General features: G+C 41.8%; 24 protein-coding genes and 1 tRNA gene. 6 read left to right on the forward strand and 19 right to left on the reverse strand.

All coding sequences use genetic code 11. From position 1 onward, the window contains the following. Position 1: 1 nt before the first annotated feature. The 5 genes from INE92_RS00965 to mnmE all read right to left on the reverse strand — a co-directional run bounded on the left by INE92_RS00965 (position 2) and on the right by mnmE (position 5,268). On the reverse strand, positions 2–376 hold the full coding sequence (locus tag INE92_RS00965) for a helix-turn-helix domain-containing protein (protein WP_014774676.1): 375 nt from the start codon (positions 374–376) through the stop codon (positions 2–4). A 99-nt stretch (positions 377–475) separates the two neighbouring features. Beyond that, positions 476–1,321, reverse strand: a complete 846-nt coding sequence (locus INE92_RS00970; protein ID WP_032531600.1) for a membrane protein — start codon at positions 1,319–1,321, stop codon at positions 476–478. Between the two features lie 167 nt (positions 1,322–1,488). Further along, a complete protein-coding gene (locus tag INE92_RS00975; RefSeq protein WP_211421282.1) occupies positions 1,489–2,604 on the reverse strand; it encodes a tyrosine-type recombinase/integrase in 1,116 nt (371 codons plus the stop codon). Between the two features lie 117 nt (positions 2,605–2,721). Beyond that, positions 2,722–3,600 carry a helix-turn-helix domain-containing protein gene (locus tag INE92_RS00980; protein WP_032581293.1) on the reverse strand — a complete coding sequence of 293 codons (879 nt, stop codon included), beginning with the start codon at positions 3,598–3,600 and terminating at the stop codon, positions 2,722–2,724. A 270-nt stretch (positions 3,601–3,870) separates the two neighbouring features. Further along, complete coding sequence (gene mnmE, locus INE92_RS00985) at positions 3,871–5,268, reverse strand: tRNA uridine-5-carboxymethylaminomethyl(34) synthesis GTPase MnmE (RefSeq protein WP_009040376.1); 1,398 nt, start codon at positions 5,266–5,268, stop codon at positions 3,871–3,873. Between the two features lie 134 nt (positions 5,269–5,402). On the opposite strand from mnmE, the gene INE92_RS00990 reads away from it, so the two are divergent. Both INE92_RS00990 and INE92_RS00995 read left to right on the forward strand, forming a co-directional pair. Continuing rightward, complete coding sequence (locus INE92_RS00990) at positions 5,403–7,310, forward strand: PAS domain-containing hybrid sensor histidine kinase/response regulator (protein WP_008644426.1); 1,908 nt, start codon at positions 5,403–5,405, stop codon at positions 7,308–7,310. Positions 7,311–7,392: 82 nt separating this feature from the next. Beyond that, positions 7,393–8,052: an NAD(P)-dependent oxidoreductase gene (locus tag INE92_RS00995; RefSeq protein WP_004302018.1), complete on the forward strand. Its 660-nt coding sequence runs from the start codon at positions 7,393–7,395 to the stop codon at positions 8,050–8,052. A 117-nt stretch (positions 8,053–8,169) separates the two neighbouring features. Here the strand turns inward: INE92_RS00995 and INE92_RS01000 are convergent, their stop codons facing one another. The 4 genes from INE92_RS01000 to INE92_RS01015 form a co-directional block, all read right to left on the reverse strand. Continuing rightward, positions 8,170–9,048, reverse strand: a complete 879-nt coding sequence (locus INE92_RS01000) for a nucleoside phosphorylase (RefSeq protein WP_008644427.1) — start codon at positions 9,046–9,048, stop codon at positions 8,170–8,172. A gap of 156 nt (positions 9,049–9,204) precedes the next feature. Next, complete coding sequence (floA, locus tag INE92_RS01005) at positions 9,205–10,206, reverse strand: flotillin-like protein FloA (protein WP_004304885.1); 1,002 nt, start codon at positions 10,204–10,206, stop codon at positions 9,205–9,207. Between the two features lie 22 nt (positions 10,207–10,228). Continuing rightward, positions 10,229–10,699 (reverse strand): NfeD family protein, encoded by a 471-nt coding sequence (locus INE92_RS01010; RefSeq protein WP_004309768.1) that lies wholly within the window; start codon positions 10,697–10,699, stop codon positions 10,229–10,231. Between the two features lie 16 nt (positions 10,700–10,715). Beyond that, positions 10,716–12,137: a tetratricopeptide repeat protein gene (locus INE92_RS01015; protein WP_004304888.1), complete on the reverse strand. Its 1,422-nt coding sequence runs from the start codon at positions 12,135–12,137 to the stop codon at positions 10,716–10,718. A 183-nt stretch (positions 12,138–12,320) separates the two neighbouring features. Between INE92_RS01015 and INE92_RS01020 the strand changes: the two genes are divergently transcribed. Beyond that, positions 12,321–13,067 (forward strand): ATP-binding protein, encoded by a 747-nt coding sequence (locus tag INE92_RS01020; RefSeq protein ID WP_004304890.1) that lies wholly within the window; start codon positions 12,321–12,323, stop codon positions 13,065–13,067. A gap of 15 nt (positions 13,068–13,082) precedes the next feature. Continuing rightward, positions 13,083–13,454, forward strand: a complete 372-nt coding sequence (locus tag INE92_RS01025; RefSeq protein ID WP_004302024.1) for a DMT family protein — start codon at positions 13,083–13,085, stop codon at positions 13,452–13,454. Positions 13,455–13,530: 76 nt separating this feature from the next. Here the strand turns inward: INE92_RS01025 and INE92_RS01030 are convergent, their stop codons facing one another. From INE92_RS01030 to INE92_RS01055, 6 genes are read right to left on the reverse strand one after another with little or no spacing between them, the layout of a single operon-like run. After that, positions 13,531–14,544: an FAD:protein FMN transferase gene (locus INE92_RS01030; protein ID WP_004309770.1), complete on the reverse strand. Its 1,014-nt coding sequence runs from the start codon at positions 14,542–14,544 to the stop codon at positions 13,531–13,533. A 30-nt stretch (positions 14,545–14,574) separates the two neighbouring features. Beyond that, positions 14,575–15,156, reverse strand: coding sequence for a manganese efflux pump MntP (locus tag INE92_RS01035; protein WP_004302038.1), 582 nt, complete (start codon positions 15,154–15,156; stop codon positions 14,575–14,577). A 6-nt stretch (positions 15,157–15,162) separates the two neighbouring features. Further along, on the reverse strand, positions 15,163–15,912 hold the full coding sequence (locus tag INE92_RS01040) for a DUF6048 family protein (protein WP_004309771.1): 750 nt from the start codon (positions 15,910–15,912) through the stop codon (positions 15,163–15,165). Beyond that, complete coding sequence (locus tag INE92_RS01045) at positions 15,896–16,480, reverse strand: DUF6452 family protein (protein ID WP_004309772.1); 585 nt, start codon at positions 16,478–16,480, stop codon at positions 15,896–15,898. Before INE92_RS01045 ends, INE92_RS01040 begins: the two co-directional genes overlap by 17 nt. 21 nt (positions 16,481–16,501) lie before the next feature. Beyond that, positions 16,502–17,452 (reverse strand): glycosyltransferase family 2 protein, encoded by a 951-nt coding sequence (locus INE92_RS01050; RefSeq protein WP_004309773.1) that lies wholly within the window; start codon positions 17,450–17,452, stop codon positions 16,502–16,504. A 32-nt stretch (positions 17,453–17,484) separates the two neighbouring features. Continuing rightward, positions 17,485–18,042 carry a DUF4199 domain-containing protein gene (locus INE92_RS01055; RefSeq protein WP_015532571.1) on the reverse strand — a complete coding sequence of 186 codons (558 nt, stop codon included), beginning with the start codon at positions 18,040–18,042 and terminating at the stop codon, positions 17,485–17,487. 308 nt (positions 18,043–18,350) lie between these two features. On the opposite strand from INE92_RS01055, the gene INE92_RS01060 reads away from it, so the two are divergent. Continuing rightward, positions 18,351–18,424: transfer RNA gene (locus INE92_RS01060), tRNA-Thr, on the forward strand. A gap of 169 nt (positions 18,425–18,593) precedes the next feature. On the opposite strand, the gene INE92_RS01065 is transcribed toward INE92_RS01060, so the two are convergent. From INE92_RS01065 to crcB, 4 genes are all read right to left on the reverse strand, one after another. Next, on the reverse strand, positions 18,594–19,067 hold the full coding sequence (locus tag INE92_RS01065; RefSeq protein ID WP_008644435.1) for a hypothetical protein: 474 nt from the start codon (positions 19,065–19,067) through the stop codon (positions 18,594–18,596). A gap of 402 nt (positions 19,068–19,469) precedes the next feature. After that, entirely contained in the window at positions 19,470–20,750 is a 1,281-nt protein-coding gene (eno, locus tag INE92_RS01070; protein ID WP_004302046.1) for a phosphopyruvate hydratase, read from the reverse strand. A 179-nt stretch (positions 20,751–20,929) separates the two neighbouring features. Next, positions 20,930–21,592, reverse strand: a complete 663-nt coding sequence (locus INE92_RS01075) for a pentapeptide repeat-containing protein (protein ID WP_008644437.1) — start codon at positions 21,590–21,592, stop codon at positions 20,930–20,932. 30 nt (positions 21,593–21,622) lie between these two features. Beyond that, positions 21,623–22,000: a fluoride efflux transporter CrcB gene (gene crcB / locus INE92_RS01080; protein WP_004309778.1), complete on the reverse strand. Its 378-nt coding sequence runs from the start codon at positions 21,998–22,000 to the stop codon at positions 21,623–21,625. A gap of 358 nt (positions 22,001–22,358) precedes the next feature. Between crcB and INE92_RS01085 the strand changes: the two genes are divergently transcribed. Further along, the gene (locus tag INE92_RS01085; protein ID WP_004325317.1) at positions 22,359–24,518 is read left to right on the forward strand and encodes a glycoside hydrolase family 97 protein; all 2,160 of its coding nucleotides are present in this window, start codon (positions 22,359–22,361) and stop codon (positions 24,516–24,518) included. Positions 24,519–24,577 lie beyond the last annotated feature (59 nt).

The raw sequence follows: 24,577 nt of genomic DNA on the forward strand, positions 1-24,577 counted from the left end.
GCTACCAGTTTTTAGGGTTCGGTTTACGGCGATGGGAGGCGAGCAAAGACTCATTCTCGTCCTCGAAACTTTGCGGAGCCGGATTCTTCCGGGAAGATTCCAGCCATCTATCCAGTTCGTCACGATAGATGTAGAGATGCTTTCCCTGTTTTATAACCGGAATATCGTCTTTCTTGACCTTGTAATAAAAGGTCGACAACGGCATTTTAAGATAGTTGCAAGCCTCCTGTACGGTCATGGGGACGTGCGTGTTCTCTTTGGTTTCGTACTGCTTGGAAAGTTTCTCCGTAAGCAGGTTTTCCATACTTGCGATTCTGTCGCATAGTTCGCCTACCACATTCGGTAGGTCGTTGAATGTCAGTTGGTCTTTTTCCATATTATGACTATTTTAATCGTTTAACATGCTGCGAACCAACTCAATGAAACCTTGCAGAACAATACAGACCGGATTAATTATTTCGTCTGCATACTTTTTTTATTGCGAGTCATCATTATCTACATCTAAATGGAAGCGATAGTCGCCTTTATCTGGTACATCAATGGGAATCTGGCTTGGAACATTATCCCGTAAATTAAGTTTAAGATATTCAAGGGTCGCGTTTACGAGTTCGTATGGAAATGATTCTTTGATAAAAACGGCTCTTTTCGCCAAGGGTACTCCCAAGCGTTCACCGACATTCCATGCCAAATGGCGAAGTCCAGGCGACCTCAGCGGATTGTCTATATTGGAACGAATCGGTTTATATGACTCAGGTTGATCGTAAGCCATATACTCTATATTGGAAATGAGGGTGGCAATATCCTCTTTGGAGAGATAGGGGGCAGTCTTGACGGTTACATATTCCCGAATCGCATCCATGATTTCCGCTTGCCTTTCAATCTCTTTCTTTTTGAGTTCCACTAATATGGAATCATATTTATTCAAATGAGAATCTTGCGGACAATCAGAGTTTACAGTATTTTGATTTGACTGTTGGGACGGAGGACACTCCTGTTCAGCCAAACCCATCGGTTGCTCGATGGGCAGTATTTCAGTAGCATCCATAGATTCTATGGCGTTCTCTGATTCTACAATAGGCGTAAATAGCTCGCCCAAAGAGAAGTTGATAGGATTCTTCGTTAGCCAAGTGTAGAAAAATCGTTGCAGGAGACCGCACAATATAATTGTAACCACAAGGCCTATTATAACTGGAGTTGTTATTGTTGTGGTATTGATTTGGTGATAAGTGAATAGGTAAGTGTCTACTGCCACATAGGCAATTACCAATAATGCAAGAATAAAACTTATCCTCTTGGTCCGAATTTGAGTATTATTTGTCATCTGCTGCAAGTATTTGAAATGGTTATATGGCAAAGTTATGTGCTATATTCCAGATATATATAATTAGTGATGACGAATCGCTCAATATTTGTAAAAAATAACGGTTAGAGTATGATTTTGGGTGAAAAATCATACTCTGACTGCAGAAATCGAGGACAAAGCAGCTGTCAGTCTTGCCGTGTCAGGGTGATTTTCTTGCTGGCTTCACGTTTGTTGGCATCCACGACTTTGATATACCTTTGAGTGGTGGTGATACTCTTGTGTGCCATGATGCTCTGTATGGTGCGGATGTCCGTCCCGGCAGCTGCTTGTAGCGTCGCAAATGTTCTACGATACGAGTGAAATGTTATGTTCTTGGTAATTCCGGCAGAACGAATCCATTCTTTCATCGGTATTTGCGTCCAACTGCGCATAAGCCCCTTGAATACCAAACCTTTCTTTTCAGAATTATAGCCAATCAATCCCAAAGCTTCTTCACTGATGGGAATGATGTCTTCCGCCTTGTTCTTTTGCGTAATGATGTGTACACATTTCCCACCGGCAGAATAGTCCACGATGTCTTCCCAACATAGCGAGAGAATGTCACTGATGCGCAAGCTGGTCATACAGGAAAACAGCGATGCCGTTTTCAGAATAGGTTTCTTGCAAGGTGTCTCAGCCAATTTGTACAATTCCTCAACTGACAGGGCCTCTTTCATTACATCTTCTGTCTCTATCTTTTCCAAGAAATCATTGACATTGGTCTTTGTCATCCCATTACGATAGAGTATTTTCAGGAAACCTCTGAAAGTAGACCAGTATCCTGATGCGGAGTTCCGTGTGATACGTCCGTTACGCCTTAGCTTCTTGGCACTCAGCAGATATTCCCGAAACTTGTTACAGAGGTCGATGTCAATCTCTTCAAAGGTGCATTTACCATGTACGAAGTTACTGAAATGCAGATAGACAAACTCCCATTTCTGGTCATGCTTACGGAGCTGCTTGCGATAATACTCCAGAAAGTCTGCCTTGAGTTTGTACTTGTCAAAGAAGTCATACCGTTCATTGACTACCGACTCGAACCTGCGGCAACGGATGGCTTCGGCTTTCTCGGTCATTACCTCGTTGAAATTCTGTTCACGTTTGTTTCTCGGATTGGCATAGATATAAATACCAAGCGATTCATGACGGATAACTTTCATTGTCTCTTTGTCTCGATACCCCGGATAATAATCCAGATAGAAAGACATCATCCTGCCTTTTAGCGGACGTGTCCTTAATGTCACGGTCTTGCATTCATGCATAATGTTATATTTTTATGGTTATTATTAATTCGTCGGCGAAACTCTATAATGTAATCATGCAGATTACCTACAGCAGGGATTAATTTTTGAATAATTTACGGATAGTCATAAATTAGACTATTTGCGGACACCCATTACCCGGTCAAACTCCACTTTCAGGAATCTGACGAACCGTCCGTTCTTCTCACGGTTGATCTGATGGAATTGCAGAATACCGTAAACCGAATCACGAGAGAGCTTGAATTTCTCCATTGCCTCCTTGACGGTATAGTATTCCGCCTTGCTCTCCTGTTCGGAACTCTTTGAGAGGTCGAAGTGGAGCTTGGAGTAGAATATCTGCCCATGCTCCTTCTTGGATGGAATGTTGTTCCGATACACCTGCGAACGGATGGCGACACGTGTCATGCCGTACTTCTCTTGAATCTCTTCCGGTGTGTACCATTCAGTAAGGTCGGAATCCACCTCGTATTTGGCAAAGGCGGCATCGATATGTTTCTTGCTGTAATAGTTGAACTGGCGGATTCTCACTTTCGGCACTTTATGTTGCCTTGTGTAAGTCCACACCCATTTAGCGTTGACTTTGTATTTTTCTGCAATCTCTTCGGCTGTGCAATACTCAGAGATGTCGAAGTCCTCTTTGGGCACGACACGCTCGTAAGGTTTGGTTTTCATCATCAGTTCAATGTCAGCACGGCGGATGAGTGACTTCTTGCCGCTGATGCGTGAAGCCCGAAGTTTGGATTCCTTTACCAATTTATATATGTACTGTCTGGTTACGCCTATTAACTTTGCTGCTTGGGCAAAAGAGAAGAAATCCTGCCCCTCGGCGGCTTGTCGAGGTTGCAATAATTCTTGCGACCGTTTCAACTGTCGCTTACGTTCCCGGATGCGCTCCTTGTAGCCAAGATTGGAACACTGATGGCTACAATAACAGGTCGTTGTTTTTTGAGCTATGAATGGCTTTCCGCACCATTGACAAATCTTTCTTACTTCCATATTTTCTCGTTTATATTGGCGGTAATTTCGCCTTATTTCTCCCGATTTTTGTCAACACATGTAAACCACTGTCAACACACGTCAACTAATGCGTCACTGTGACATTCGGGTTAACCGTGAATTTCTGTCGTGGTAGAAATATGATAGAAAAATATGGATAAAAACCGTTATCTCCAAATACGGATTGGAAACCGTTAAAATAGAAAAGTCACTGAAATACAGCGACTTTATTCTAAATGGTTATGGTTGCTTATGGCTATTTCCAAGCCATCACTTTCCGATGCAAAAATGTTGAAAGATATTTTGAAGCACCATATCATTCGTAACCTCCCCCGCTATGTCCGAAATAAAGAAGATACACTCTCGTATGTCTTGCGAAAGAAAATCCCCGGAAATCTGCGAATCAAGTCCGTTTTGTACTCTATGAATAGCTTCCAAAGCTTTGTTTAAAGCTTCGTAATGTCTTACGTTTGTCACAATAATATCATTCTGTGTCACTGTAGGCAAGTGTGCGGCATCAATAAGCATTTTTTGTAGCTCACTTGTATTCTTTCGTTGTTTGGCCGAGATGAAAATAGATTCCGTAGATTCTTTGGGGAAGTCTTTTAATAAAGATAATACATTCTCTTTCTGTTTATCTTCAATCAAATCAGCCTTATTGAATACAACAATCAAATGTTTTCCTTCGCAACGTGGAATTATTTTCTCCGATAACTGTTCAATTTGAGAAGCGGCATTCACAGCATCTACCATCCAAAGAACAATCTCCGCCTGATCCAACTTCTGAAAAGTACGTTCAATACCCAAACTTTCAATCGTGTCATTGGTTTCCCGGATTCCGGCGGTATCAATGAACCGGAAAGTGATTCCTCCGATATTGACAGTATCTTCGATTACATCACGTGTTGTCCCGTGAATATCACTGACAATGGCTTTATCCTCATTCAATAATACATTCAGTAAAGTCGATTTTCCGGCATTTGTTTCACCGATGATAGCTACGGGAACACCATTCTTAATGGCGTTGCCGACACTAAATGAATGAGCCAACCGCGAAATGACCTGTTCAATTTCATCTGCCAGTTTCCTTAATGCCGAACGATCGGCAAATTCCACATCCTCTTCGCTGAAATCCAACTCCAATTCAATCATGGAAGTGAAATTCAACAACTTGTTGCGTAGATCTGTCAGCTCTTTACTGAATCCACCCCGCATCTGGCTCATTGCCAATCGGTGAGTGGCAGCAGATGAAGAAGCAATCAAGTCCGCCACAGCTTCTGCCTGACTTAAATCCATTTTTCCATTGAGGAAAGCACGTTGCGTATATTCTCCCGGCTGGGCCATGCGGCAACCGTTTTTAATAAGCAACTGCATTACCTGTTGAAGAATATAAGTGGAACCATGACACGTGATTTCCGTACTGTCTTCTCCCGTATACGAATGAGGAGCACGGAAAAGGCTGACGAGCACTTCATCAATCATCTCGTCTTCGTCATAAATACGCCCGAATGTCAAAGTATATGGTTTTTGTTCGCTCAATAATTTGCCAGCTTTGGCTGGCTTGAAGATGCTGCCGGTAATAGAAATAGCTTCCGGACCGGAAACGCGGATGCTTCCGATAGCACCGCCTTGAGCGGTAGCGATGGCACAGATAGTATCTTGAATCATTGTTTTTTCTTTTTGGATGAGCAAAGATAATTGTTTCTAAGTAAAAAACAGAAAATTGAGCACAACTTGTGCTTTATTTGTTTATATTTGCTGCCATGCAGTGGTACACCAAACAAAATAAAACAATAATGCTTATGGAACCAGCGATTAATTTATATTCTTCCAATGAAAAGAGTGAACTCATACGGGAGAACTCACAAGAAATACTTTCTGTCCTTGCAGCTCATCAAATAGCTTTGTGGGAATATGATATCATTACGGGCAAATGCTCCTTTTCAAACGATTATTTTTTTACACTGGGATTAAAGGATGCCGGGATCATTTTTGAAGATATAGATGATTTCTATCGGTTTATTCATCCGGAAGATATTGAATTCTATAAACAAGCCTTTGCAGAAATGCTTTCATCAGACTCTAAGACCTCACAAATTAGAGTTCGTTGTATAAGTGAACAAGGGAAAGTAATTTGGCTGGAAGATCATTTTCTGTCTTACAAAGAGAGTTGCGAAAGTCATCCGGGTAAACTGCTGGCATATACGGTGAACGTCACTTCACAATGCGAAAAGGAGCAACATATCAAATATCTGGAAGAGTATAATCGCAAAATAATTGAAGCATTGCCAGAATTCATTTTTATTTTTGATGATAATTTCTTTATTACCGATGTCCTGATGGCACCGGGAACGATATTGCTTCACCCTGTGGAAGTGCTACGCGGAGCAGATGGACGATCTATTTATTCACCGGAGGTTAGCGACTTGTTTATTTGTAACATTAGGGAATGTTTGCGTGATGGTAAGTTGAAGGAAATAGAATATCCGCTTGAAGTGGATGGAAGTCTGCATTATTTTCAGGCACGTATCGCCCCCTTTGAAGGAAACAGGGTACTTGCGTTGATACATGATATCGGAGACCGGATTCAGCGTTCGCAGGAATTGATCGAAGCTAAACGTCGTGCGGAAGATGCTGATAAAATGAAGTCGGTCTTTTTAGCTAATATGAGCCATGAAATTCGTACTCCGTTGAATGCTATTGTCGGTTTTTCGGAGATTATCGCAGTGACAGAAAGTGAAGAAGAGAAAATGGAGTATCTGGAAATTATTCAGAGAAATAGCAACCTGTTACTGCAGTTGATTAATGATATTTTAGACCTTTCCCGTATTGAATCCGGCAAATCGGAAATGCATTTCCAGCAGGTTGAGATCGCAGGACTAGTGGAAGAAGTGGAAAAAGTGCACCAGCTGAAGATGAAGTCGAATGTAGAATTGAAAGTGATTCGTCCCGAAGGAGAATACTGGACTTCTACTGATCGTAACCGTGTGATGCAGGTATTGTTCAATTTCTTGTCGAACGCGATTAAAAATACGGAAAAGGGAAGTATAACTTTAGGCTTGAAACATGAAGGACCCTGGCTGAAACTGTATGTCAGCGATACGGGTTGCGGTATATCCAAAGAGAAACTCCCTCAAATTTTCACCCGGTTTGAGAAACTGAATGATTTTGTGCAAGGCACCGGATTAGGGCTTTCAATTTGTAAAAGCATTGTAGAACGACTGGGCGGCCGTATCGAAGTAACTTCAGAATTAGGGCAGGGGAGTATGTTTGCACTCTATTTACCCTATCAGGAAATACCGAAGGAGGTTGCCGAAAGAAGACTTCCGCATAAGAAGAATGTCGATGAGGATAAACGTAAAAAGATATTGGTGGTAGAAGACATTGAGTCGAACTTTGTCCAACTTAATATTTTTCTGAATAAGGAATATATTATTTCATGGGTACGCAATGGACAGGAAGCCATCAATAGTTTTATCCGCGAAAAGCCGGATTTGATTCTGATGGATATTCGTATGCCGATCATGGACGGTATTCAAGCCACTGAAAAGATCCGTACTATTTCTCTGACTGTGCCTATTATTGCAGTGACCGCGTATGCTTTCTATACTGAACAGCAACAGGCTATTCAGGCAGGATGCAACGCTGTTATCTCAAAGCCCTATTCTTTGGAAAGGTTGAAAGAGACAATAGAATCTTATATCGGATAATTAATTTTCTAAAAGAGAACTAACATTCTGAATGTTGTAGTGTTATTTATTATATAGTAGTAACATTATAATATATTAGAATATGGAGAAAGTGAAAAAGATAGTCCTTATCGGGGCAAGCGGCTTTGTGGGCTCTGCCCTTCTGAATGAAGCATTGAATCGTGGTTTCGAGGTTACGGCAGTGGTTCGTCATCCGGAAAAGATAAAGATAGAGAATGAAAATCTGAAAGTGGTGAAAGCCGATGTCTCCGCGCTTGATGAAGTGGCTGCCGTTTGTAAGGGTGCAGATGCTGTTATTAGTGCATTCAATCCGGGATGGAATAATCCTGATATATACGATGAAACAATCAAAGTTTATCTGACCATTATTGATGGAGTGAAGAAAGCGGGTGTTAATCGTTTTTTGATGGTGGGCGGTGCCGGTTCTTTGTTTATCGCTCCGGGCTTGCGTCTGATGGATTCCGGTGAAGTACCCGAAAATATATTGCCGGGAGTGAAAGCTCTAGGAGAGTTTTATCTGAACTTTTTAAAGAAAGAAAAAGAAATAGACTGGGTATTTTTCTCTCCGGCAGCGGATATGCGTCCGGGAGTACGTACAGGACGTTATCGGTTGGGAAAAGATGATATGATTGTAGATATTGTAGGAAACAGCCATATCTCTGTTGAAGATTATGCCGCCGCCATGATTGATGAACTGGAATATCCGAAACACCACCAGGAGAGATTTACGATTGGTTATTAATAAAAAAACAATGGCTTGAATCTATACATATTATCAGTGAAAGATTCAAGCCGTTATACATTCTTTTAATTGCAATTTTATTCTTTCGATTACAATTTAACTCTCCTGAATATAGATTTATATCCTGTCAAGTACTGTCTTAATCAGCGTATCGATTGTATTCTTATATCCGGTGTTGGCCTCTTTGATAAGTCGGTTGGCTATCACCATGCAGACGGTCATTGCCTTGTGTCCCATCAATCGGCTAAGGCCTGCCAAAGCCGAACTTTCCATTTCGAAGTTGGTAATTTTGTAACCTTTATATTCGAACGCTTCAATCTTATCATTCTGTTTCGGGTCTGCTAACGGGATACGAAGTTCACGTCCTTGAGGACCGAAGAAACCTCCGGCAGCGATTGTCACTCCACGTACCATGTCATCTTTGGCGATCCGGTCGATCAATTCTTCACTGGCATCAATGACGTAAGGAGCAGGAGCGCACATATTTCCCGACCAACCCATGTGATTGAGGAAAGCACGTTCGAAAGGCAAATCGCATACGGCATTACGCCCGGCATAGAAATTCAGTAACCCGTCGAAACCGATGGACTTTTGCGAACATACAAAAGTTCCGACAGGCGTATTGGGTTGTAGACCGCCACATGTGCCGATACGCACTAATTCCAGTTGGCGGAACTGATCCTTTTCTTCACGGGTGACAAAGTTGATATTGGCGAGTGCATCTAATTCATTCATTACGATGTCGATGTTATCGCAACCGATTCCTGTAGAGACTACCGTAATCCGTTTACCTTTGTAAGTACCCGTGATGGTTTTGAATTCGCGGCTTTCCACTTCACATTCTTTGTTTTCGAAATGAGAAGCTACGAGTGCTACACGTCCGGGGTCACCTACCAGGATTACTTTATCTGCCAACCATTCGGGTTTTACGTGAAGATGGAATACTGAACCGTCTTCATTGATTATCAATTCAGAGGATGGAAAGTACTTTTTCATGTCATTGAAAGGTTTTAGTTTTATAATAGGATTGTATCTATAAATAGAAACGCCGGAACCGGATTTAAGTTCAGAAGAAGTCTCTTTCTTTTTCCATAGGAAAGGGGAGAACGTCTTACGACTGAAATAAAATCGGATTCCGGCGTTTGTGAACGATTATTTGCTCAATGGCTGATTGCCAGCATTGCCTGTTGTCGGCTTGGCGATATTCTCACGCATGGAAGTATCAGCTTCGATATTCTTCATGCGATAATAATCCATGATGCCTAAGTTTCCACTGCGGAAAGCTTCAGCCATTGCTTTAGGAACTTCTGCTTCTGCTTCGATCACTTTGGCACGAGCTTCCTGTGCTTTTGCTTTCATTTCCTGTTCGGAAGCTACTGCCATAGCACGGCGCTCTTCAGCTTTTGCCTGTGCAATATTCTTATCTGCATTAGCCTGATCGATTTGCAGAGCCGCACCGATGTTCTTACCTATGTCGATGTCCGCAATATCAATAGACAGAATCTCGAAAGCAGTTCCTGCGTCCAGACCTTTACGAAGTACAAGTTTAGAGATAGAATCCGGATTCTCCAATACCGATTTATGGTTTTCAGAAGAACCGATAGACGAAACGATACCTTCACCTACACGGGCAAGGATCGTATCTTCACCTGCACCACCGACCAGCTGGCGGATATTGGCACGTACTGTAACACGAGCCTTAGCTATCAACTGGATACCGTCTTTCGCAACAGCCGTTACAGGAGGAGTATCAATCACTTTCGGGTTTACAGACATCTGTACAGCTTCGAATACGTCACGTCCTGCCAGGTCGATAGCAGTAGCCATCTGGAAAGGCAATTCGATGTTGGCTTTCGATGCCGATACTAAGGCGTGAACTACCTTTTCTACGTGTCCGCCAGCCAGATAATGGGCTTCCAGTTCGTCGCGGGTGATATTTTTCAGACCGGCTTTGTGGGCTTCGATCATTCCCGGAACGATGATATACGGCGGAACGTTACGTATACGCATTAAGAATAGTTGTATCAGCGAGATGTTAACTCCCGAAACTTTAGCCGACAACCAAAGGAAGAACGGCACGTAATGGAAAAATATTATCAAGAAGATAATACCTCCGGCTATCAGAAAGATAGGCAAGTAGAAAGATGATTCCATTGATGTTTTTATTAAGTGAATATTATTCTTTGTGTTTCTCAACCATGATTGTACCGTCGGTGATCCGGCTTACGATTATCGGAGTCTTCTCATTGAGGAACCCGTCTATTGACTTTACCTCTACAATTTTTCCGTTAATCTCGGCATAACCGATTTGTGCCAGGCGGGTAGTACTGATTCCTATATCACCCACTTTGACGCTATCTTCTGCGCTACGGTCTACTTTTGAATCGATATCTTTTTTCAACGCCAGTTTGTCCAGCATTTTCGATCGCATAAACCAAATCAGTGATCCGATACAGGCAACCGTTGATATGCCAAGAGTGACAAATCCTCCTGCCATACCTAAATTGGTGAATGCATAGTAGTTGGCATACAGGATGCAAACCAATGCAGAAATTCCGGCCAGACTAATGCCCGGGATGACGAACAGTTCTACCAGAAACAGTATGACTGCGGCAATAATGAGAACGGCGATAATGAGTATATCCATAGTTCAGAGTTATTATTTATTTTGTTTTTTCTGCATTACGTACATTCACTTCGAGAGCATCGAGTTCTTCGGACATTTGCAGTATCCGCTTTTCGAGGTCGAGAATGGCAGGAGCCATTTTGGCTTTTCCCTGTTGGTTGGCACCGGCATATTGTTGACGAAGGCCGTTCAGCTTTTCTTCTTGTTGATAATAGTCTTTTTCCATCTGCTGATAGCGTTGGAAAAGTGTCTTGGCTTTTGCGGATTTAAAGTCGCTCATCAGATAGTAAGTCGTATGGTCGTCAATGACAAACTCAAAGTCCATGGCACGGCGTTCTTTGGGCTTATGACTGATAGCAGCTTTCAATCGTTGCAGTGCTTCGGTAACCGCTTGTTTATCCGTCCAGGTTTCTTTCAGCGAATGAATCTGTGCCAGACGAATGATCTCTTGCTGCTCCATTGCTTCATAATTATAAGTCTGTTTGGAAGTGTTAGGGATGAATACATAAATACATACCTTTCCTTCCGGTTGGAAACGGTCGGAAGCAAACCATCCGAGGTTGTTGTATTCATCGATGACGTACATATAATCGTTGTACGGCGAGTTGAACGGCATACCCACATTTTCCGGAACAAGATAAGTGTCGGTATTCGTGTTGTAGCGAGTGACAAAAATATCATAGCCACCCAATCCCTCGCCATCGCTGGCGTAATAAACGGTGACTCCATCCGATAGAACAAACGGATAATTCGCATTCCCGGAAGCATTGATACTACCCGGTAACGGACGTCCGTCACTCCATTCATTCAACAACTTGTTCTTTGAAAAGATATCAAGATTACCTTTCTCGCCCTTTTCGCTATAATAAATTTTATTTCCGATTTCTGTTTCATAAACAGTTCCCGGATGATCTCCTTCTGTCTTGAAGAATTCATTGAAAGTAAACAGTTTGCCCGATTCTTCGCTGATCTTGTAAGCGTTCAGGAAAGTTGCTTTGTCCACAACGAAACTGTCGATGATACATACTTCCTCAACCCCCTTCAACATACGAAGGTCAGATTTGCTTTTCTCCAGAAGTTTCTCCGCTTCTTCCGTCGGTTTCTTGCGTTTACTTAAGTCTGCGATGTATTCTTCAAAGCAGTTCACTGCGTCTTCAAAGCGGTACGTCTCATTATATGCTTGTCCCAAATAGAGTTGTCCACCGGTGATACGTTTCTTTACCGCTATTTCAAGAGGTTTCACCGCCTCTTCCGCCTCTCCGGTTTTCAGGCAACATACGCCATACCAATAATTATAATTCCCGTTCGACGGTTGTGATTTAGTATACTTCTTAAAAACTGGTTTGGCTTGTTCGTACTCACCTTTGGTAAATAAGGTGCGTGCCTGTTCCAACGTTTGTGCAGAGACTTCGCAAAGGAAGAGGCTGCAAATTAAAAATAGAATATATTTTCCTTTCATCGTTTTGAGCGTTTATGAGTGACGGGTAGATTGAAAACATCGCTGCTTTCGGGCACCGGTCCATTTATCAATTGTTCAAAAGTACAAATTTATTAGAAATAAACCCTTTTTCAGTGATTCTATTATGTTAATTCTTCTTTAAATCATTCTTTTCGCTTACTTTTGCAGCCGATTTTTAAAGATATGACACAATTTACGGAAGAAGAGAAAACCATTCGCCGCATTGAACGGCGGTTTAGCAAAGGAGTGGTGCAATATGGATTGATAGAAGAAGGAGACAAAATCCTTATCGGACTATCGGGAGGAAAAGATTCGTTGGCGCTTGTGGAACTGTTGGGGAGACGCGCACGTATCTATAAACCTCGCTTTTCTGTCGTTGCCGTCCATGTAGTGATGAAGAATATTCCTTATCAGAGTGATACGGAATATTTGAAAGCGCACTGTGAGACGTATGGAGTTCCCTTTGTGCAGTATGAGACAGCTTTTGATCCTGCTACCGACACACGTAAATCTCCCTGCTTCCTCTGTTCATGGAACCGTCGGAAAGCCCTGTTCACAGTTGCCAAGGAACACGGATGCAATAAAATCGCTCTCGGTCACCATATGGATGATATTTTGGAAACTTTATTGATGAATATCACTTATCAGGGAGCTTTCAGTACAATGCCGCCCCGGTTGATGATGAAGAAGTTTGATATGACAATTATTCGTCCGATGTGTCTGGTCCATGAAGCTGATTTGGTAGAATTGGCAGCTTTGCGTCATTATCAGAAGCAAGTGAAGAATTGTCCTTATGAATCGCAGTCCAGCCGGAGTGATATGAAAGGAATTTTACGGCAGTTGGAAGCGATGAACCCGGAAGCTCGTTATAGCCTTTGGAGCAGTATGACTAATGTACAGGAGGAATTATTACCAGATAAAATAGATTAATTTGAATAGATTGTTATGAAAGGATTCTATACCATTTTGTTACTGATTGTATCTAATGTCTTTATGACATTTGCTTGGTACGGACATTTAAAGATGAAACAGGAGTACAGTTGGTTCGCAGCTCTTCCGCTGATCGGTGTGATTGCGTTCAGCTGGGCGATCGCCTTTTTTGAATATTCCTGTCAGATACCGGCCAATCGCATTGGCTTTATAGGCAATGGAGGCCCGTTTTCATTGATGCAACTAAAAGTCATTCAAGAGGTAATAACACTTGTTATTTTTACAGTGTTCACTACCATCTTCTTTAAAGGTGAGGCTTTACATTGGAATCATCTGGCTGCATTTATTTGTCTGATTGCAGCAGTGTATTTCGTGTTTATGAAATAGATATTTGCCAATTGAATAGAGGTTCTGTTTTACTCAAGTAGAACCTCTGTTTGTATAATATATATATATATATATATTACGGAGTAGTTATGTATTTTTTCATTCCCTCCGTATAATAAGTCTTGAACTCTCCATTTTCTCCACTATAAATAAAGTAGGCGTCAATCGTTGTATCCGCTTTGCAGAAAGCTTCCGCTTCTTCCAGTCCCATCACCATGAAGGCGGTGGCAAGGGCGTCGGCAGTCATACAGTCTTTGGCGATTACCGTAGAGGACAAGATATTGTGTTGTACCGGATAGCCAGTTCTAGGGTCAATCGTATGGGCGTATTTCTTCCCATCCTTATAATAATAATTGCGATAGTTTCCGGAAGTAGCCAAGCCTAAATCTGTTATCTCAAGAATTGTCTGTAAGTCTTGGTTTACGGCCAGTGAATCGTCGATGGGCTTATTGATTCCAATGCGCCATAAGCCTTTGGAAGGATTTTTCCCTTTCACTACCACCTCGCCGCCTATATCTACCATATAGTTTTTTATTCCCTTACGGTCGAGCAGTTGTGCAATTACGTCTACCGAATACCCTTTGGCCACGGCACTACAACTTAACATAGTACGAGGATCCTGTTTGATAACTTTGCCGTTATCCATTTTCACTTTTTCATATCCGGTGATTTGTAACAGACTGTCTATCATTAATGAATCAGGAAAAGCACCTTTTTTGAAACCGAATCCCCAAGCATTGGCAAGAGGGGCTACTGTAATGTCGAAAGCACCCTTTGTCTCGCGGGAAATTTCCATCGAGCGATGGAAGCATTTCTGGAAAAAACTATCAGTCACCAGCTCTTCATTGCGGTTGACGCGACTGATAACAGAACTGTCATTGAATGGCGATAAAGATTGGTCGAAGCGTTTTAGTTCAGCTTCTATTTCCGGTTTTAAGTCACCGTCATGCTGATAAGTAATTTTATATACTGTCCCAAACACCAAACCTTTGACACTGTAATAGCCAACTTGTTGATTATGTCTGACTAATATCCAGATAGTTGCCAAAATCAGGAAAGCCAGCCAAAGGAAACTTTTTTTTGTTTTCATACGCTCTTCTATTTGATAAGAAAACTCGTTTTATTGAAGAAATAAATGTTCAATTAATATCTTTAGTCCGATAATGACTAGAATGATACCTCCCCATAACTCTGCTTTCAGTTTCCGGGCGATGCCGCAGCCACATTGGATACCAAAGATCAGACCGATGAGTGACATGACAAATGAAACAAACCCGATGATGCTGATAGGAGGAAGGATTTCGGTATAGTCCTGAACTCCCAGAAAGGCAAAGGAAATGCCGATTGCCAATGCATCAATACTTGTGGCTATTGCCATAGTCAATACCACTTTCGGATTTGCCGGATTGAACAGTTTACAACATTCTTCTTCTTTGAAAGATTCTAAAATCATTCGTCCGCCTAAGAAGGCAAGGATCGCGAAAGCAATCCAATGGTCTACACTTTCTATAAGATGACTGAATGTCTTTGCACACATCCATCCGATAAATGGCATGATTGCCTGAAAAAAGCCGAAAGCAAAAGCCATGATTAGCATGGGTTTCCAACGGGTACGTTTCAAAATAATACCGCTTGCAATTGAGACAGCGAAACAATCCATCGCCAGACCTATTGCAAGCAGCCAAATCTCTAGTCCTGTCATTGTATTCTAAAGAGGCAATTTATAAATAAGGGAATAAGTGATTCCCATGTTATTTGATTTAAACTTTCCGTAACCGGGCACGTACCATGGGTCTCCATATTCTCCGGTAGATGCTTTGGTTTTGTATTTCATACGTACCGACCACCCCATGTTGAAGTTTTTGTAAATACGTACTTTGACGCCTAAAACGATTTCCAGCCATTGCACCGATCCTTTCATACCCAGATGGCTGAATGGCACACTTCCTCCCCAATAACCGTCTTCCAAACTGGGGTTACCTATTACATCTCCCCAGATAGGATCATCTGCCGGCATTGTGGAAACATCATATTTAAATGAACTGAATGCATAGCGAAGTCCTGCATACAAGTAGCTATTCTTCTCTTTTTTCTTTGCCATGGTGTTGTAGTCCACACCGATTCGGAAGAATGGGGCCATTTTGCTCTTATAGTGTATGCCTGTTTCGCTCCAGGTATCTGTTCCTCCCATACCAAACTCAATAGTAGGGATGAATTTATTCTTGAGGTTAACGGCTACGCTGACTTCAGAACTCATAAAGTCGCCTCCCAGCAGCTTGCTTCCAACGCCATATAAATCCACACCGACATACGTACCATTGTAGAGCGGAATGGTATCTATCTCGGCAACCTCTTTTTTCTTCTGATCTCTTTTGGGCGTTTGCGCCGGACGTTGCTGTTGTGCCAGCAACGGAAGCCCAATGCAAAAGAGCAGAAGCAGACTAATTAGTCGTTTCATCAGGTGTGCGTTCTGGCCGATAATTATAGAATATCTGCAAGTTCTCGATTTCATTTGTATTGGCTTCTTTATTTTTTATATGAAGAGAATCTATCTGGTCCGGCTGCCCGTTGCCATAGGGAGGAGGGTTACCCGGTCTTCCCGGTTTTCCAAATTTAGCGCTGATTATATTTTGTTTCATCATATAACCACATTCCATGGACTGGAAATAAGGAGTATTTTGTTGTACAATGTATAATGTGTCAAAATCTTTTTCTCTACGTTTGGGATCGTATCTGAATATGAACACAGTAGTGTCACTTGTGTATCGTAGTGGTAACATCAGGGTATGCACATTCTTTTCATTGTTCAGAATGATAGAGTCGGTGCCTAATGCTGTGATTGTTAATGAATCAAGCGTGTCTTTTAATGCAATAGTAGGGTTATCCGGATTAATGGTATATATTGTGCAGTACATCATCGGACGTCCTGCCAATGAGCAATCGTTCTCATCCGAGCAGGCACTGTGTAAGCTGACTGCACCGCCAATGATAGTCAATATGAGAAAGATACGAATTAAATTCTTCATAGTCAGTTTATTGAATGTGAATCAAATTTTCTTTTCTATCTGATAGTTATTCCGTTCCGGTGCATTGCGCGAGATGAGTTCGCCAAGGAATCCGGCTAAGAATAATTGCGTACCTATAATCATTGCCGTAAGTGACAAATAGAAATAGGGAGAGTCGGTCACCAGTCGGTAGGGGAGACCGTTGTACATGGCATATAGTTTACTGGCACCTACGATGATGACAGAAATCATTCCTATCAGAAACATCAATGATCCCAACAGTCCGAAGAAATGCATCGGCTTGATGCCGAATCTGGAGAGGAACCAAAGAGAGAGTAAATCCAGATACCCGTTTACGAAACGGTTCAGTCCGAATTTTGTTGTGCCGTATTTACGCGCCTGGTGGTGTACCACCTTTTCACCGATTTTCTTGAATCCGGCGTTCTTTGCCAAATAAGGTATATAACGATGCATCTCACCGTACACTTCGATATGTTTTACGACCTCTTTGCGATAGGCTTTCAATCCGCAGTTGAAGTCGTGCAGGTTTTTGATGCCTGATACTTTGCGGGCAGTAGCATTAAACAACTTGGTGGGCAGTGTCTTTGAAATTGGATCATATCTCTTTTGCTTCCAGCCGGATACCAGGTCGTAGCCATCCTTTGTAATCATCCGGTAAAGTTCGGGGATTTCGTCTGGGCTATCTTGTAGGTCCGCATCCATCGTTATGACTACGTTTCCTTCCGCTTCAGCGAATCCACAGTAGAGTGCAGGTGATTTACCGTAGTTACGGCGGAATTTGATACCTTTTACATGTTCCGATTGAGCTTTAAACTTTTCGATCACTTCCCATGAATGGTCGGTACTTCCATCGTTAACGAAAATCACTTCGAATGAGAATCCGTTGGCTTGCATTACCCGTTCTATCCAAGCATAGAGTTCGGGTAGTGACTCTTCTTCATTGAATAATGGGATTACAACTGATATATCCATTTTTTTATTACTAATTACTTACGAATTATAAATTACGATTGAGACACTCCGTCATTTTCCGGTTTGGCCTTTTTCATTACCATCAATGCGGTGGGAATGGCCAGGATACTTCCCCAAAATACATCCCATGACAATAGTTGCATGGTGATATTGATGGAAGTAAGTGAACGGGCGGTATCTATTGTTTCTTTTATAACTTCTTTGTTTTCTATCAGAGCCGGGGTGTTGGTCATCAGTTCGTCCCACAACTGGATGTAAGAGTTGATGATAAATCCATGATCGATGAATTGGAAATAGGCGTAGTGAGCCACAGCTACCAGCAGAGAAGCAAACATATACATAAATATGGTAAAGAGCATGGCATGTGAAAATTGGATACTTCCTCCGCAAATCTTATCCCGGTACATTTTCGCATAGTGATATCCGATGAAAGGTACGGATAATGTCAGGATTACAAATAAGAGCGAAAGGAAAGGTATGTGGAATCCCAGCGGAAATAATATGAACTTCAATATCCAGTAGATTCCCATATACGTGCCAAAATGCATGGCATATTTTTGTAAATAGCTTCTGTTCTCTGTCATCTTCATTTATAAATTGCGCACAAAGGTACAAATAATATCGGTTGGTAGGGGAAATCTGGTTGTTAAAGTTAATAAAGCAGAGGAAGTTGCTGTCTGAATATTTTTTTGCAATTTTAATTGCCTGAAATGTAGCCTGTTAGTCTTTTGTTAGTAAAAAAGTTGTCTGCAGCTATTGCAGAATACATAAAAATGTCTACCTTTGCAACCGCAAAACGGGTAAGTCCTATACGGCCAGCTCCCTTCGAATCCTCCAGGGCTTGATCGCAGCAAAGGTAGTTGGTTGTAGCGGCGCGATATAGATAGCTTACCCACCCGCCTCTTTAGCTCAGTTGGCCAGAGCACGTGATTTGTAATCTCGGGGTCGTTGGTTCGAATCCGACAAGAGGCTCAAAAAAGGATATATAACAAATCCAAGAAAAAAGCATTCAGGTATTAGTCTGGATGCTTTTTTATATATATTCGCATATTATCGAAATACACAGTTCCCTAATTGTTGTAATATCCCATTTTTAAGAAAAGCAAAGATTTACAGTTTCTTTTTGATTCATTATTGTTATTCATTCTTGTATATTATGCTCAGGATAGGAGCTGAGTAAAAGCATCACATTGGATAAATGGCGTTGCAATATTCCATGAAGTTGCTTGATGATATTTATATTCCCGGAGAGAAAAACGATGAATTGCAGTTGAGAGGCAATTTCTTGGTTCGTTTGTTTGCGTTCTTTACTTTCGATGTTATTTTGCATTAGATAAATGCCTAATGCTTTCTGAATATCGGCTATTCCCTTGTCCCATTCATGTTCGCCAAGTGTTTGAATGAAAGTACAATATTGCTTGAGCTTTTTGCTTAGCTTTTTTAAACTGTTGTATTCGGTGTCAATGGGAGGATTAATGTGCGCAGAGCGTATTATGTTTGACATCTGCAAATAATACGTTTTCATTCCATTTTCAGAATTGAATGTAGTCAGGATATACTGTTTCGTAGCTTCTGAAACCTCTTCCTGTAAGTCTTTTAATTGACTGTTTTCCATAATCATTAGAATTTAAAAGATGAATAATAGATTGATGGGAGAGGAAGAAGTGCTAATAAAAAAGCGGTTTCGCCTGTCCCATTGTCTAACATACCGACGGCAGGTTTAGAGGTGCATTAACACTCTCTATGGGGGGACGAAACCGCCCATATAAGAGTTCACATACGAACATAAAAATGCTCGCTGCGATAGTAGGCAGGTTTCCCCACCGTCTGTTAATATGTTAGACGTTGCAAATGTAGCCTTATTAATTCAATTCGCAAAATATTGGAGATATTTATTGATGCTTAGTGAAGCTAGTTTTCTTACAATGCAAAAAGATTTAGTGAATGGTTAATATGTAAAAATCCCCGGATAATCTAATTGTCCGGGGATGAATTATTCAAGTAAGAGAATATTGAATTATTTAATTCTCTTGTAACCATATACAGCCAAATCTCCCAGTTCCTCTTCAATGCGGAGTAACTGATTGTATTTAGCCATACGGTCTGAGCGGCTTAAAGAACCTGTCTTGATCTGTCCGCTGTTAGTAGCTACTGCGATATCGGCGATAGTAGCATCTTCTGTTTCACCCGAACGGTGAGAAGTAACAGTAGTGTATCCATGACGGTGAGCCATTTCGATAGCGTTCAGTGTTTCTGTCAGCGAACCGATTTGGTTTACTTTAATCAGGATAGAGTTGGCACAGCCTTTTTCGATACCCATTGCAAGGAAATCTACGTTGGTTACGAACAGGTCGTCACCTACCAACTGGCAACGGTTGCCGATGCGTTCGGTCAGCTTTTTCCAGCCTTCCCAGTCGTTTTCGTTCATACCGTCTTCGATAGAGTCGATAGGGAATTTGTTGATTAGTTCTTCCAGATAGTCAACTTGTTCTGCGGAAGTGCGTTTCTTACCTTTTTCACCTTCAAACTTGGTATAATCGTAAATACCATCGTGGTAGAATTCGGAAGAAGCACAGTCCATACCGATCATAACGTCTTTGCCCGGTTCGTATCCTGCTGCTTTGATAGCGGCCAGAATAGAATTCAAAGCATCTTCCGTACCTTCGAGGTTAGGTGCGAAACCACCTTCATCACCTACAGCAGTGCTAAGGCCACGGTCTTTCAAGACTTTCTTTAAAGCGTGGAATACTTCAGCACCCATGCGCAGACCTTCTCTGAAAGAAGGAGCACCTACGGGACGGATCATAAATTCCTGGAATGCGATCGGAGCATCGCTATGTGAACCACCGTTGATGATGTTCATCATCGGTACAGGCATTACATACGTATTTGTTCCACCGATATAGCGGTATAGAGGAAGATCCAGATAGTTGGCAGCAGCTTTAGCTACGGCAAGAGATACACCGAGAATAGCGTTAGCACCTAAATTCGATTTAGTCTTAGTGCCGTCCAATGCCAGCATTGTGTAGTCGATACCTCTCTGATTGAGTGAAGACATACCAATCAGTTTCGGAGCGATGATTTTATTTACATTATCAACCGCTTTTTGTACTCCTTTTCCACCATAGCGCTGTTTGTCACCATCGCGAAGTTCCAATGCTTCGTGTTCACCTGTGGAAGCACCTGACGGCACAGATGCACGTCCCATAATGCCGGATTCCAATACTACGTCAACTTCTACTGTGGGGTTACCTCTTGAATCGAGAATTTCTCGAGCTACAATTTTTTCAATTTTCATCGTTTCTATTGTTTTTGAATAAGATTTCTGCAAAAGTACGGACTTGACGGGGAGTGAGAAATCACTATAAATAGGTATTCTTTTTGTGCCTATTCCCTATATGTCGTTAGTCCGACCTTATACTATAACAACGGGACGATGCTTTTTGTTTGAGTGCGGCGGGGTGAATTTGCAGGATTTTAATCTTCGATAATAACCCCTAACAGTGGAAGCAAATCCATTGCTTGCAGGGAAGTGATGACAGCCCCTTTCAGATCGCTGATGTTAAGCGTGATTCCGCTGATACGGGAAGTGCGCAAATCTATTCCGCGAAGCGGAGCGTGTGAAAAATCGGCTTCTACGAGATCGCAACTCTCAAATGCGACGGATGAAAAACGGCAGTCGTTCAGACTTCCGTTGCGGAGCTGGCTGTGTGCAAAACGTACCTGGTTCATTTTACTCATAGCCAGATTGATATAACCTGCGTTGCAGTCATGCAGCAAGACGTGATTCATCGTTGTTTCCGATAAATTGGTACCCAATAGTTTGCAGGAAATGAATTCTACCCGGTAGAGCGAACTTTCAGCAAAAGAAATGTTGGATAGGTCGCAGTTCTCGAACCTGACATCGCTCAGTTGAGAGGAACGGAATTTACATTCGCTGAATGTCTGATGCTGAAAGGTGCAGTTTTTGAAACTTTTGTAAGATTTGTCGATGCCTTCTTCTTTTCCTTTGCAGAATAAAAGATGAGAGACGGTTTCTTCTCTGTCGAGCCATTCCTGTAGGGTAATAGTACTGACTTCCTGTTCTTCCATCATGGGAGGAACAACGCGGACGGGTTTGGTTGGGTTTCTTTTAATCATGCCGTAAAGGTAGGATTTATATTCGAATTATTAAATCTGTTTTCCCACATATCCGCCGGCTAACGTTGCGGCTAATCCTATTCCTATACTTAATAATGTATATAGAACAAATGCTCCGTAAAATTCTCCTTTCAGCAGACCTACGCCATCACTGGAGAAAGTAGAGAACGTTGTGAAACCTCCACATAAACCCGTTGTCAGAAACAAACGGACCTCGAACGGAAGGTGGAATCGCTCTGAAAGAGCATAGAACAGACCGATGAGAAAACTGCCGAGAAGATTGACCGTGAAAGTGGCCCATGGAAAATGATAAGGGACGATTCGTTCGTGCATTAACAACTGGATAAAATAACGTAGTGCACTACCAGTTCCTCCACCGATAAAGATATAGATAACTTCTTTACTCATTTGATTGAAAGATTGATATTATTTGTAGGCGGCTTCAAAATCCTTTTCGAATTGTTGGAAGCCTCCGGGATAAACTAAGGTGTTGTGTCATATAAATAATAAAATGTTTGTTGATGTGATTGAGATAATAATCTGCAAATATAGAAAGATTATGCAATATTCATATTTAATCCTTTTAATTTAATCACCATAGACACTATATTTTGGGGGGGGAGACAAAATGTGTTATCTGTTTTATTATTAAGTACTTATTTCGTTTTTGAATCTGTATTCCTCTATATTTTCTTTATAAAGAAAAACACTACTTGGATTTCCTGTCTATCTTTGCCATACGATTATTAACTAACTCATTTATATCATGAAGAACATGAAAATAGGAACTGCAATATGGGTCTGCCTGTTGCTCTCTTTTTTCTTCGGCACATCAGCAAAGGCCGAAAGTATCACTTCTCCTGACGGACAATTAAAACTTAATTTCTCTGTCAACATGCAAGGAGAACCGGTGTATGAACTCTCTTATAAAGGAAAAGAGGTGATTAAACCTTCGAAACTGGGACTGGAATTGAAAAATGATCCCGGACTGATGAATGGATTCACTCTGGCCGATATTAAAACTTCTGCTTTTGATGAAACATGGGAACCGGTGTGGGGAGAGGTGAAATCGATCCGCAACCATTATAATGAAATGGCTGTTACCCTGAATCAAAAGGCGCAAGATCGTAATCTGATTATTTGTTTTCGTCTTTATAATGATGGCTTGGGGTTCCGCTATGAGTTCCCGCAGCAAAAGAATCTGAATTACTTCGTTATAAAAGAAGAACATTCGCAGTTTGCTATGGCCGGCGATCATACGGCATTCTGGATTCCAGGCGATTATGATACGCAGGAATATGACTATACCGAATCCAAGCTTTCAGAGATTCGCGGATTGTTGCAAGGGGCAATTACTCCAAATGCTTCTCAAACTCCTTTTTCACCAACAGGTGTGCAGACATCTTTGCAAATGAAGACAGCCGACGGGTTGTATATCAATCTGCATGAAGCGGCTTTGGTTGATTATTCTTGTATGCATCTGAACCTTGACGATCAGAACCTGATTTTTGAATCATGGCTGACTCCTGATGCAAAAGGGGATAAAGGTTATATGCAAACGCCTTGCCGTTCACCCTGGCGCACGGTGATTGTCAGTGATGATGCTCGTGATATTCTGGCTTCCAAATTGACTTTGAACTTGAATGAACCTTGTGCCTACGAAGATGTTTCCTGGATTAAGCCGGTGAAATACATCGGTGTGTGGTGGGAAATGATTACCGGAAAAAGTTCCTGGTCGTACACGGATGATGTTTATTCTGTGAAACTGGGACAGACGGATTATTCCCAAACAAAACCGAGCGGGCGTCATGCAGCCAATAATGACAAAGTGAAGCGTTACATTGACTTTGCTTCAGAGCATGGATTCGACCAGATCTTAGTGGAAGGCTGGAATGAAGGCTGGGAAGACTGGTTCGGAAATTCGAAGGATTATGTCTTTGATTTCGTAACTCCGTATCCTGATTTTGACGTGAAGATGCTCAATGCGTATGCAAAGGAAAAAGGAGTGAAGCTGATGATGCATCACGAGACTTCCGCTTCTGTACGTAACTACGAGCGCCATCTTGATAAAGCCTATCAGTTTATGATAGATAACGGATACAATGCTGTGAAGAGCGGGTATGTAGGTAATATTATTCCGCGTGGAGAACATCATTACGGACAGTGGATGAACAATCATTATTTATATGCGGTGGAAAAAGCGGCCGAATATAAGATCTGTGTAAATGCTCACGAAGCAACCCGTCCGACAGGATTATGTCGCACATATCCGAATCTGATCGGTAATGAATCGGCTCGTGGCACGGAATATGAAGCCTTTGCAGGGAATAAGCCGTTCCATACCACCTTGCTTCCTTTCACCCGTCAGATTGGTGGACCGATGGATTATACACCGGGTATCTTTGATACAAAACTTTCTTTCCTGTCAGGCGACCACAGTTTTGTACGTACAACTTTGGCAAAACAGTTGGCACTTTATGTAACGATGTACAGTCCTTTGCAAATGGCAGCCGACCTTCCGGAGAGTTACGAACGTCACATGGATGCATTTCAATTTATCAAGGATGTAGCCGTTGATTGGGATGACAGCAAGTATCTGGAAGCGGAACCGGGAGATTATATTACCGTAGCACGTAAGGCAAAAGGTACTGATAACTGGTTTGTAGGTGGTATCACCGATGAGAATCCCCGTACTTCTGCTTTTACACTTGATTTTCTCGAACCGGGAAAACAATATGTAGCTACTCTTTATGCTGACGGAAAGGAGGCGGATTTTGAAAAGAATCCTACTTCTTACCAGATAAAAAAAGGACTTGTTACAAACAAGAATAAGATGTCTGTGAAGCTGGCACGTAGCGGAGGATTTGCAGTAAGTTTGATTGAAGCAACTCCCGCTGACTTGAAAACGATCAAGAAATGGAAATAAGATTCCGGTAAAAAGATTGTTTCCGGATTCCCCGCTTTTTAATAAATATTAGTTGTGCT

It is taken from the genome of Bacteroides xylanisolvens (assembly GCF_018289135.1).
Classification (GTDB): domain Bacteria; phylum Bacteroidota; class Bacteroidia; order Bacteroidales; family Bacteroidaceae; genus Bacteroides; species Bacteroides xylanisolvens.